This window comes from Polaromonas sp., assembly GCF_036676035.1.
Classification (GTDB): domain Bacteria; phylum Pseudomonadota; class Gammaproteobacteria; order Burkholderiales; family Burkholderiaceae_C; genus Polaromonas.
Window position 1 is genome coordinate 1 of sequence record NZ_JAKFDR010000103.1, and the last position, 11,531, is coordinate 11,531.

Genomic DNA, 11,531 nt, shown 5'->3' on the forward strand with positions numbered 1-11,531 from the left:
GACGCGCCCGAGTGGGCCGTCATGGGGTGGGCTGGCAAGGCGTGACGAGGCAGCAGGCTGATGCCTGCAAGGAGGAGCAACGCCGCCAGCACGCGCCAGGGCGGCTCAATCGGGTGCGTAGCGCTGTCACCCCAAAGTTGATCTCGTGCGTGAGCGAATAAGCGTGTGTTCATGTGGTCTTGCCCGCGGAAAATGAGCGGTCAACTGCGGTTTCTAGGTTAAATATTGGATATCCGCAGTCATTGTAGAAATACCGATTCTGATTCAATGCCTGCAGCAGCCAGTTCTCTTCTGAAAACTTCGGTTCCTCTCCCAACGATGAGTAGCCAGGAGATTGGCCGCAGGCTGCCGCGATTAGTCAGACTGTGAGGGCTCCTTGAGAGTCTGCAGTGCCGCGGAAGCGGTCTTTCGGCAGCCTCCCTCACATGGGGGATGGTCAAACCACAACGTTTAGTCGAGAATCGCTCCAAATGCGGAGCGAGCCATTTTTTACAAGTTGCCGGGTTTGTCGCTATTTTTAATGGAGCAAACTATCCATGTGGGGCAAGCCTAAATGCCAGTTTTTGTAGTTGATGTCGTCACGTTATTCCGCAGTTTTGCGGGATATATCAAGGAGCGCTTAACTCACTCACCCGGAAGGAAAATCATGCAACGTTCCTGCATTGTCAGCAGCGCCTTCGTCCTCGCACTAAGCGTTCAGAATTCATCCGCCGAACCGCTGAAGATGGAAACCCCGCGCGGCGCCGTCCTTGATGTCATCGCTGACTTCCCCGAAGGCAAAGGTCCATTCCCAGCTGTCGTACTCGGTTCGGGCCAAGCGTATCCCATGGCCCTACCGGCCCTCGATCAACCTGCCCGTCAGTTGGTTGAACGCGGTGTCGCCGTCTTTCGGTTCAACTGGGCTTACTACACCAAGGACCCCCAAGCTGGCCGCCCTTCCAAAGACCTTGCACTTGAAGTCGAAGACATGACCGCTGTCCTCACCAAGGCAAGAAGCGATCCTCGGATCGCGAGTGACAAGCTGTTTGTCGGTGGCAAATCCCTGGGCTCAATCGTGGCGTGGAAGGTCTTGTCGTCGAACAAGGAACTCAAAGGAGCACTCCTGCTGACGCCGATCTGCAGCCGAGTCACAGAGGGCTCAACTTCGCCCACGCCCACCGGCGACACCCTCTATCCAAGTGTCGCTTCCGAGACCCGCCCGCTGGCTTTCATTCTGGGCGAACAGGATCCACTGTGCGCCGCACCACTTCTGTATCGCTTCGTCGCCGGCGCGGGCGTGACATCCAGAGTCGCGGTCGTAGGCGGTGATCACGGGTTCCAAATTCCCGGTCTCACGGGTCCTGCAGCGGCAGAGGTCACCCTTCGGAATGCGCGGATTGCCGGAATTTTTGCCGCGGACTTTGTCGCCGAGGCTGCAAAGCGTTGACGCAAACGAAGTCCTACACAGGATATGCCGCGCGTTGCCGCGAGGCTCGGCCATATCAACCAGGTCATTCGTGTTCATCCGCGAGCGCTCTAACGAGTAAGGTTAGATCGTGATCGCGAAGCGAGCCACGATCTGAACCGGTTGTTGGACAAGCCCGGTTCAACCACCGGTTCCACAGGCGCGTTAAACGACTGCTATCGAGAAGGTCAAATGACCGGAGTCAGGAGCAGACATTCGACACTCAACCCGTATTGCGCAAGCCCGCAGCAATCCCGTTGATCGAGATATGAATACCCCGCTGCACGCGCTCGTCGGCCTTGCCCTCCCGGTAACGCCGCACCAGTTCCACCTGCAAGTGGTGCAAGGGGTCGATGTAGGGGAAGCGGTGGCGGATGGAGCGCTGCAAGGCCGTGTTGCCGGCCAGGCGCTGCTTTTCGCCGGTGATCAGCGTCAGCGCTTCCGCCGTGCGGTGCCATTCGGCCTCGATGGCTGTGAAGATTTTTTTGCGCAGGCGCGCGTCGCTCACCAGTTCGGCATAGCGCGACGCCAGCGCCAGATCGCTTTTGGCCAGCACCATGTCCATGTTGCTCAGCAGCGTGCGAAAGAAGGGCCATTGGCGGTACATCTTTTGCAGCAGGGCCAGGTTTTCCTTGCGCGATGCGGGTGAGCCGCCCTGTTTGAGCAAGTGCTCAACCGCCGAGCCAAAGCCATACCAGCCGGGCAAGGTCAGCCGGCATTGGCCCCAGCTGAAGCCCCAGGGAATGGCTCTCAGGTCTTCAATCTTCTGCGTGGCCTTGCGCGAGGCCGGGCGCGAGCCGATGTTGAGCTCGGCAATTTCGCGGATCGGCGTGGCGCTGAAAAAATACTCGGTGAAACCGGGCGTCTCGTACACCAGCGCGCGGTAGGCCGCCATGCTGGCTTGCGAGAGCTCGGCGGCGGCCTGCAAAAACGCCTTGGTCGCGGGTTTGGTGGGTTGCAGCAGGGTGGCTTCGAGCGTGGCGGCGACCAGGGTTTCGAGGTTGCGCCGGCCGATTTCGGGGTTGGCGTATTTGGAGCCGATCACCTCGCCCTGCTCGGTCAGGCGGATTTGCCCGCGCACCGTGCCCGGGGGCTGCGCCAGAATGGCCTGGTAGCTCGGGCCGCCGCCGCGGCCTACCGTGCCGCCGCGGCCATGGAACATGCGCAACTGGATGTTGTGCGTTTCATGGACCCCCACGCTTTTCACTGCGTGTAATGCGCTGCCCCCAGAGGGGGCTGCCCGGCCTTGGGACGGCCCGGCGGCTCGGCCGGCGAGCTGGTCAAACAGCTCGACCAGCGCAATCTCGGCGCGGTACAGCTCCCAGTTGCTGGTGAAGATGCCGCCGTCCTTGTTGCTGTCGGAGTAGCCCAGCATGATGTCCTGCTCGGCGCCGCTGCGCTGCACGAGTTTTGCCACGCCGGGCAGGGCGTAGAACTCGCGCATGATGGGCGCGGCATTGCGCAGGTCTTCTATCGTTTCGAACAGTGGCACCACGATCAGGTCGTTGGTGGCGCCGTTGTCCAATGTGTTGTGCATCAGGCCCACTTCTTTTTGCAGCAGCAGCACTTCCAGCAAATCGCTCACCGTTTCGGTGTGGCTGATGATGTAGTGGCGTATGGCTTCCTTGCCAAAGCGTGCGCGGGCCGTGAGCGCGGCTTCAAAAATCGCCAGCTCGCCCTGCGTGTGGGCTGAATAACTGGTGCCGAGCACGCGCAGCGGGCGCGCATCGTTGAGCAGCCGCAGCAGCAGCGCGCGCTTGGCCGCTTCGTCCAGGCCTGCATAACCGGGCTCGATGCGGGCCACGGCCAGCAGCTCGGCCACGACGTCCTCGTGCTTGTCGGAGCTCTGGCGCAAATCGACGGTGGCCAGATGAAAGCCAAACACCTCCACGGCGCGAATCAGCGGGTGCAGGCGCTGTGCTGCCAGCGCTGCGCCGTGGTGCGCGAGCAGGGAGTTTTCAAGGGTGCGCAGATCGGCCAAAAACTCTTCGGCCTGGCGGTAGGCGTTTTGCGGGGCGACGGCGTGGCGCGCGGCATCGCCACCGGTCAGCGCTTTCAGTGTGGCAGCCAGCCGTGCATAGACGCCGGTGAGGGCGCGCCGGTAGGGCTCGTCCTTGCGGTGCTCGCTGGTGTCGGGTGAGCTTTCGGCCAGCGCGCGCATCTCGGGGCTGACATCGACCAGCATGGCCGACAGCGACAGCTCGCTCCCCAGAAAATGCACTTCAGTCAGGTAGTGGCGCAGCGCCACATCGGCTTGCCGGCTCAGGGCGTAGTCCAGCGTCTGGGCGGTGACGTTGGGGTTGCCGTCGCGGTCGCCTCCAATCCATTGGCCCATGCGTAAAAAGCTGTGCACCGGGTGGTTGCCCAGTTCGCGTTCGAGGTTGGCGTAAAGCTTGGGGATTTCGCGCAAAAACGTGGCTTCGTAGTAGCTCAGCGCGTTTTCGATCTCGTCGGCCACCGTGAGCTTGGAAAAGCGCAGCAGCCGGGTATGCCACAGCTGCATCACGCGGGCGCGCAGCTGGGCCTCGTTGGCGGCCAGTTCGCGCGGGGTCAGCGTGTCTTTGGCGGCGTTGACGGCGGGTGCGCGGACGCGGATCTCGTCGCGTGCCGTGAGCAGCTGGGCGATGTCGCGTTCGGCATCCAGGATGCTTTTGCGCTGCACTTCGGTGGGGTGGGCCGTGAGCACCGGCGACACAAAGCTGTGTGCCAGGGTGTTGGCGATGGTCTTGGGGGCTATGCCGGCCCAGCGCAGGCGGGCCAATGCCACATCAATGCTGCCTTCCTGGGTATCGCCCGCGCGTTCGTGGATGGCGCGGCGGCGGATGTGGTGGCGGTCTTCGGCCAGATTGGCCAGGTGGCTGAAGTAGGTGAAGGCGCGAATCACGCTCACCGTCTGGTCGCTCGAGAGGCCTTTGAGCAGTTTTTTGAGCGCCTTGTCGGCCTCCTGGTCGGCGTCGCGGCGAAAGGCGACCGAGAGCTTGCGGATCTGCTCGACCAGCTCATAGGCGGCCACGCCGTCCTGTTCGCGGATCACGTCGCCCAGGATGCGGCCCAGCAGGCGGATATCTTCCACCAGCGGGCGCTCGTTGTCCCTGGCTCGCCCCTGGGATTGCTCTTTTGGGGTCCTTGTCCGCGCCGCAGTCGCCATCATTTCTCCTCTTGGTTGGCTCTCATTTTGCACTGCAACATGCTAGCATTCACTTACCCCCCAAGATTACATACAGGTTACGAGTGTCTGCAAGTTTCCCCACCGCGAAAAAAATCGTCATTGCCACCCGTGAGAGCCGGCTGGCGCTATGGCAGGCCGAGCATGTCAAGGCCCTGCTTGAAGCCCGGCTGGGCTGGCAGGTTGAACTGCTGGGCATGACCACCCAGGGCGACCAGATCCTGGACCGCTCGCTCAGCAAGGCGGGCGGCAAGGGCCTGTTTGTCAAGGAGCTCGAAGTGGCGCTCAGCGAAGGGCGGGCCGATCTGGCCGTGCACTCGCTCAAGGACGTACCCATGGACTTGCCCGAAGGCTTTGTGCTGGCCTGCGTGCTGGAGCGCGAAGACCCGCGCGATGCCTTTGTGTCGAACCACTTTGCAGCACTGGCCGAACTGCCGCCGGGCGCGGTGGTGGGTACCTCCAGCCTGCGCCGCCTGGTGCTGCTCAAGGCCTTGCGGCCCGATCTGAAGGTTGAGCCGCTGCGCGGCAACCTGGACACGCGCCTGCGCAAGCTCGACGAAGGGCGCTACGACGCGATTGTGCTGGCCGCCGCTGGCCTCAAGCGCCTGGGGCTGGAAACCCGCATCCGCGGCATCTTTGAACCGCAGGACATGCTGCCCGCCGCCGGGCAGGGGGCGCTGGGCATTGAGGTGCGTGCCGATCGCACGGACCTGACCGCGGCACTGGCAACGCTGGCGCACCAGCCGACCTGGCTGGCCGTGACGGCCGAGCGCACCGTGTCGCGCGCCATGGGCGGCAGCTGCTCCATGCCGCTGGCCGCTTTCACGCGCGGCGTGGCGGCCGGCAGCGGCGACTCCATGCAGCTCGACGCGGCCTGGGGCGAGCCCGGTGCCGACGAACTGGCGGGCAGCTCCCAGCCGCTGCCGCCTTTGGTGCGGGTGCAACAAAGCGCGCCGGTGCGCAATTTTGAAGAAGCCCAGGCGCTCGGTGAGGCCGTGGCCGCCTTGTTGCGCGCTGGCGGCGCCCGCTGGGTTGCGCCTGACGCGGCGCCCTGATGCCGATGTCGCCATCGGGTCCGGCCAGCCTGAAACCCCGCGTCATCGTGACCCGGCCCGCACCAGACGCCGGGCGTTGGGTCAGCGAGCTCGCGCGGCAGGGCTGGCAGGCCGAGGCCCTGCCTTTGATCGAGATTGCGCCGGTGGCAGACCTGCAGCCGCTGCAGGCCGTCTGGCGCACGCTGGACCGCTACGCCGCCCTGATGTTTGTCAGCGGCAATGCCGTTGAGCATTTCTTTGCATCAAATCAGCCTGAAGCCCCTGTAAAACCTGCGCAAGTAGCTACTAAAAACATAGCAATTCCAGTCTTTCCCGATGTGCGTTGCATGGCGCCGGGCCCGGGCACGGTGTCGGCCTTGCGCGCGGCGGGCGTGCCCGCGCAGCAGATTGACGCACCGGCGCCGGATGCCAGCCAGTTTGATTCGGCAGCGCTGTGGCAGGTGGTGGGCCCGCGCCCCTGGCAGGGCCGGCGGGTGCTGATTGTGCGCGGGCAGAGCGTGGGTGCAGCCGGCGATGCCACGGCCATCGGCCGCGACTGGCTGGCCCGGCAGTGGCAGGCGGCTGGTGCACAGGTCGATTTCCTCACGGTTTACCAGCGCCGCGCGCCGGTGCTGACAGCGCAGCAGCGACAGCGGGCAGAGGCTGCCAGCCACGATGGCACGGTCTGGCTGTTCAGCAGCTCGGAGGCGGTCACGCATCTGGCCAGCCTGCCGGGGCTGGACTGGTCGCAGGCCCGCGCCGTGGCCACGCACCCGCGCATCGCACAAACGGTGCGCTCGGCCGGCTGGGGTGTTGTTGTGGAGTCACGCCCGGCCCTCACGGACATCTTGGCCTCGATAGAATCAATGCAACCATGAGCGACAGCGCCCCCAACACGCCCGACCAGCCTGCCAACGAGCCGGCGGCTGAGCGCGCGCCCGAGCGCACCTTGGCCACCGAACGCAGCGAAGTACGCGAAGCGGCAAGCGGAAGAGTCAACGTGCCTCGCAAGTGGGCGCTGCTGGTGGTGTTGCTGGCTATTGCCGGCTTGCTGTTCAGCGGCCTGCTCTGGCAAAAGCTGAGCGCTATCCAGGAAGAGCTGGCGCGCCGCAGCGCCGATTCGGGCGCCCAGGCCATCGAGGCCCGCACGCTGGCCCGCCAGGCGCAGGACGGCACGCGAGAGCTGTCGACCCGGCTGGCGCTGCTGGAAACCCGGCTCAGCGAAGTAAGCCTGCAGCGCAGCCAGCTGGAAGAGTTGATGCAAAGCCTGTCGCGTTCGCGCGATGAGAACCTGGTGGTTGACATGGAGTCGGCCCTGCGGCTGGCCCAGCAGCAGGCCCAGCTCACCGGCAGCGCCGAACCCCTGCTGGCCGCGCTCAAGTCGGCCGAGCAGCGCCTGACGCGCGCGGCCCAGCCCCGCTTGAACCCCTTGCAGCGTGCCATTGCCAAAGACATGGAGCGCATCAAGGCCGCCGCGGTGACCGACGTGCCGGGCCTGATGCTCAAGCTCGACGAACTGGCCCACTCGGTTGACGAGCTGCCCGTGGCCAATGCCATGGTCGCCAGCGTTGCGGCGCATCCGGTGGCCTTGGCGCCGGCGGTGGCCCCCCGCAGTGCGGCGTCCGCGCCCAAGTCCTCCTCCATGCTCTTTGACCGGCAGGCGCTCAACGCCTGGTCGCAGCGCCTGCTGCAGGCCGTGCGCGAAGAGGCCAAAAGCCTGCTGCGCGTGAGCCGCATCGAGCAGCCCGAGGCGGCCCTGCTGGCGCCCGAGCAGTCGTTTTTCCTGCGGGAAAACCTCAAGCTCAAACTGCTCAACGCCCGCCTGGCGCTGTTGTCGCGCCAGACTGAAAGTGCCCGTGCCGACCTGGCCGGCGCCCGTGCCGCCTTGAACAAATACTTCGATCCGGCCTCGCGCAAGACCCAGCTCGCCGTGCAACTGCTGCAGCAGGTCCAAAGCCAGCTCAAAACTAGCGAGCTGCCGCGCCTGGACGACACCATGGCGGCGCTGGCCACCGCGGCTGCGGGCCGTTAATCTCGACAAGGAAGGATCCAGCCCATGCGCGCCGCCCTCTGGCTTGTGGCCCTGTTTGCGGTAGCGGTGGCCGTGGCCCTGTTTGCCGGCAACAACCAGGCGGTGGTCACGGTGTTCTGGCCGCCGCACCGGGTTGATGTGTCGTTCAACCTGATGGTGGTGGTGCTGGCGGGCCTGTTCATGCTGCTGTATGTGGCCCTGCGCGCGGTGTTTGCCGTGTTCTCGCTGCCGGCCGAGGCCAAACGCTGGCGCGCGCAGCAAAAAGAGCGGGCCATGTACGCGGCCTTGATGGATGCGCTGGCGCACCTGCTGGCCGGGCGCTTTATCCGCGCCGCCAAGTCGGCCAGGAATGCGCTGGTGCAGGAGAAAAGCCTGACCCTGCTGACCGACCGGGCGATCAGCCCCATCGGCCACAGCGCCAGCCGGGCAACCCAGCTGCGTTCGCTGGCGCACCTGCTGGCGGCGCAAAGCGCGCAGTCGCTGCAAAACCGGCCTTTGCGTGACGAACATCTGCAGCAGGCGCTGGAGAGCTCCGCGCACCGCAATGCGCTGGAAATGCGCGAGGGCGTGCAATTGCGCGCGGCGCGCTGGGCGCTGGAGGACCGGGACGCCGATGCCGCGCTGGACTGGCTGCGTCAGCTGCCGCAGGGTGCGGCCCGCCGTACCCTGGCCTTGCGCACCAGGCTCAAGGCGACCCGACAAAACCGGCAAACCGCCCAGGCGCTGGAAACCGCACGCCTGCTGGCCAAGCACCGGGCGTTTTCGCAGGACGCGGCGCAAAGCATTGTGCGCGGCCTGGCGCTGGAGTTGCTGGGCGCCGCACGCGATCCGGTGCAACTGCAGCAAGCCTGGCAGTTGCTCGACGAGAGCGAACGCGCCATGCCCGAGCTGGTGGTTCACGCGGCTTCGCGCCTGATGAGCTTGCATGGTGACCCCCAACTGGCCCGGGCCTGGGTGCTGCAGGTGTGGGACCGCATGGTGCAGCCATACTCCGACATCGGCGACAACCTGCGCATCAAGCTCATTGGCGTGCTCGAATCCGGGCTCGACTCGATCGATGCGCCCTGGCTGGCCCGCATTGAAGCGGCGCAGTACAGCCGTCCGCGCGATGCCAACCTGCAATACCTGGCGGGCATGGCCTGCCTGAGTCGCCAGCTTTGGGGCAAGGCCCAGCAGCTGTTGTCCCACGCCGTGCTGGGGCTGCAGGATGCCGGCCTGCGCCGCAAGGCTTGGCGCGCGCTGGCGGAGCTGGCCGAGCAGCGCGGCGATGCGCCGGCTGCGGCCGAAGCCTACAAGCAGGCGGCGCAGCTTTAAGAGTCTTTAAGAGGCTATTTGCAAGTCCCAAGTTAGTTGACCAGGGCTGCCTCCCGAGCTGGCGCCGCTGGCGTTCCAACGGATCAGACTGACGAAACAGGGAGACGAAAAAAAGGCCCGCATGCGGAGAGACGTTCAACTAAAGTGTTGAAGCCCCACAAAAAGCCCTTCTGGATATCAGAAGGGCTTTTTTTCATTGCGCGGTTTCGGCCGAGTGACGACGCGATTGCCAAATACTCATTTGGTGGCGCGAGTCATCGGTTCAATCGCCACTGGCGATTGCATCACCAGTGTGCGAGAGATAGGGAGTTGCCCACAAATTTGTGGGTAACAGCGCTTTCAAATGGAAGCAAAGCCCGGAATTCATGTGCTCAAGGCGCACCTTCATGCCCGCGCTCGGTGGCTTGTCCTGCGTCCCAGCAATCGCCGCGTCTTCCATGGCAACCTCTTCTCCTGTGTTGCCTGCGGCGCCTTTGTTCCGCACTTCGTAGTCCCTGCGCAGCCAGAGCCTGGCATGGTGGCGGTGTGAAGGGGGATCCTTGGTTGAATGCGGGGCGCTCGAGCCCCTGTTGTTGGCTGGCGATCCAGTCAAGTTTCGGGTTCAGGACGCCGACGGAAGGTAGCTCGGCCTCGCCGCCGTCATCCCGCGCTTGACCTGCAGGGTGAGTTCATCGGCCAGCACCTCATCGAAGCCCGATTCGAGTCCGTCGAGCGCACGCTTGACGATCTCCTCAGGGCTGGACTTCGGGACATCGAACCCGCGCGTGAGATCGGTATCGACGTAGGCCATGTGCAGCGCCAGCACTTGCGTCTTCTGCGCCGCCAGTTCGTTGCGCAGGGCATTGGTGAGCGACCAAGCTGCGGACTTGCTTGCCGAATAGGCGGCTAACTCGCCGCCGTTCACCCACGAGGCCACCGACAGGACGTTGAGCAACGCGCCGCCGCCGTTGCCTTTGAGAATCGGTGCGAAGGCCTTGCTCATGCGCAACATGGCGAAGAAGTTGGTCTCGAAGATGCGCCGTGCGGCGTCTTCGCTATCGGCTGCGAGAAAACCTCCCGGCTGGGCAATGCCGGCGTTGTTGATCACCAGCGTGACATCCGACGCCAGCGCCGCGGCGGCTGCGACGTCTGCCGGCTTGGTGACGTCGAGTCGCAGGGCTTGAACACCGGATTGGGTGACGGCTGCGGGGTCGCGTGCGGCCGCATAGACCTTGCGGGCTCCGCGAGTGAGCAGTTCGCGCGCGAATGCCAGGCCGATGCCGCGATTGGCACCCGTGACGAGGACAACAGCATTTTCAATCTTCATAGGAATCTCCAAAGAGGGGGACAAACAGATTCAGCTGCCGGCTTTCAGGTCTGCCAGCAACACTGAAATGAACAAACTCACTTGATCTTGACGACGACCTTGCCCTTGGCGCGGCCTGCTTCGACGTAGGCCATGGCCTCGTTGGTTGATTCGAACGGGAAGACCCGGTCCATCACGGGGCGGATGACGCCAGCATCAAAGAGATGGGTGATCTCGCGCAGTTGGCTTCCGTTCGCCTTCATGAAGAGGAACGAGAAGCTGACCCCGCGGCTCTTTGCCTTGCGTCTGATGCCTGAGCTCAGCAGCCGCATGACCAGTTTCACGAACCCGGGGGCCCCGCTTTCCTTGCCGAATTCGGGATCAGGCGGTCCGGAGATGGAGATGAGCTTCCCGCCGCCCTTGAGCACGCGCAGGGATTTTGCGAGCGTCTTGCCGTCCTGGCTGTTCAGGACCACGTCGTAGTCGTGCAAGACATCCTCAAAGTCCTGCGTCTTGTAGTCGATGACGACGTCAGCGCCCAGACTCTTCACGAGCGCGACATTGGTCGTGCTCGTCGTCGTGGCAACGATGGCGCCCAGATGCTTGGCCAACTGGATGGCAAAAGTGCCTACGCCGCCGGAGCCAGCCTGAATGAAGACCTTCTGCCCCTTCTTCAGGTTGGCCTTCGCTACCAGTGCCTGCCAGGCCGTCAAAGCCACCAGAGGAATGGAAGCGGCTTCTTCCATCGTGAGACTCTTGGGCTTGAGCGCCAGGGAAGCTTCCTTGACGGGGACGAATTCAGCGAAGGTGCCGATCCGGAAATCATCCGGCCGCGCATAGACCTCATCGCCCAGCTTGAACTGCCGCACGCGCGGGCCGACCTTGACGACCACCCCGGCTACGTCGTGGCCCAGGATGAGGGGCAGGCGATAGGGCAGGATGAGCTTGAACTCTCCGTCCCGGATCTTGGAGTCCAGCAGATTCACGCCAGCGGCGTGGACCTGGACCAAGACCTCGTCGTCGCGCAGCTCCGGATGCGGCATGTCTGCCAACCGCAACGCGCGCTTTTTTCCATATCTATCGAGAATAAATGCTTTCATGGTCTTCCTTGTTTGTCGTACTTGGGGCCAAGCCTCTGCGAATCGGCCGGCCGCCTATGCTTCGAGCCGCAGGTCTTTTCGAACTCCTGCATCGAGCACGCTGGCGGGCGCAAACCTGCGCAGCAGGCTCATGCGGCTGGCGAGGCCGGGGGCGTA

At 64.2% G+C, this 11,531-nt stretch carries 9 protein-coding genes and 1 pseudogene; 5 read left to right on the forward strand and 5 right to left on the reverse strand.

Going from position 1 to position 11,531, the window contains the following annotated elements; genetic code table 11:
- Positions 1 to 646 precede the first annotated feature (646 nt).
- Positions 647 to 1,426, forward strand: a complete 780-nt coding sequence (locus V6M61_RS15445; protein ID WP_332777472.1) for an alpha/beta family hydrolase — start codon at positions 647 to 649, stop codon at positions 1,424 to 1,426.
- Positions 1,427 to 1,667: 241 nt separating this feature from the next.
- Here V6M61_RS15445 and V6M61_RS15450 read toward each other — a convergent pair whose 3' ends face one another.
- Positions 1,668 to 4,595 carry a phosphoenolpyruvate carboxylase gene (locus V6M61_RS15450; protein WP_442957789.1) on the reverse strand — a complete coding sequence of 976 codons (2,928 nt, stop codon included), beginning with the start codon at positions 4,593 to 4,595 and terminating at the stop codon, positions 1,668 to 1,670.
- Between the two features lie 80 nt (positions 4,596 to 4,675).
- Here V6M61_RS15450 and hemC point away from each other — a divergent pair, with 80 nt between their 5' ends.
- From hemC to V6M61_RS15470, 4 genes are read left to right on the forward strand one after another with little or no spacing between them, the layout of a single operon-like run.
- On the forward strand, positions 4,676 to 5,665 hold the full coding sequence (hemC, locus tag V6M61_RS15455) for a hydroxymethylbilane synthase (protein WP_332777474.1): 990 nt from the start codon (positions 4,676 to 4,678) through the stop codon (positions 5,663 to 5,665).
- Positions 5,665 to 6,522 (forward strand): uroporphyrinogen-III synthase, encoded by an 858-nt coding sequence (locus tag V6M61_RS15460; RefSeq protein WP_332777475.1) that lies wholly within the window; start codon positions 5,665 to 5,667, stop codon positions 6,520 to 6,522. The genes hemC and V6M61_RS15460 overlap by 1 nt, the downstream gene beginning before the upstream one ends.
- Positions 6,519 to 7,676 carry a uroporphyrinogen-III C-methyltransferase gene (locus V6M61_RS15465; protein ID WP_332777476.1) on the forward strand — a complete coding sequence of 386 codons (1,158 nt, stop codon included), beginning with the start codon at positions 6,519 to 6,521 and terminating at the stop codon, positions 7,674 to 7,676. Before V6M61_RS15460 ends, V6M61_RS15465 begins: the two co-directional genes overlap by 4 nt.
- 24 nt (positions 7,677 to 7,700) lie before the next feature.
- A complete protein-coding gene (locus V6M61_RS15470) occupies positions 7,701 to 8,990 on the forward strand; it encodes a heme biosynthesis protein HemY (protein ID WP_332777477.1) in 1,290 nt (429 codons plus the stop codon).
- Positions 8,991 to 9,252: 262 nt separating this feature from the next.
- Here the strand turns inward: V6M61_RS15470 and V6M61_RS15475 are convergent, their stop codons facing one another.
- From V6M61_RS15475 to V6M61_RS15490, 4 genes and pseudogenes are all read right to left on the reverse strand, one after another.
- The gene (locus V6M61_RS15475) at positions 9,253 to 9,429 is read right to left on the reverse strand and encodes a hypothetical protein (protein WP_332777478.1); all 177 of its coding nucleotides are present in this window, start codon (positions 9,427 to 9,429) and stop codon (positions 9,253 to 9,255) included.
- Between the two features lie 162 nt (positions 9,430 to 9,591).
- Positions 9,592 to 10,296, reverse strand: a complete 705-nt coding sequence (locus V6M61_RS15480) for an SDR family oxidoreductase (RefSeq protein WP_332777479.1) — start codon at positions 10,294 to 10,296, stop codon at positions 9,592 to 9,594.
- 77 nt (positions 10,297 to 10,373) lie between these two features.
- Positions 10,374 to 11,375, reverse strand: coding sequence for an NADP-dependent oxidoreductase (locus tag V6M61_RS15485; protein ID WP_332777480.1), 1,002 nt, complete (start codon positions 11,373 to 11,375; stop codon positions 10,374 to 10,376).
- Between the two features lie 54 nt (positions 11,376 to 11,429).
- Positions 11,430 to 11,531 (reverse strand): annotated as a pseudogene (locus V6M61_RS15490) (oxidoreductase); the annotation flags it as partial.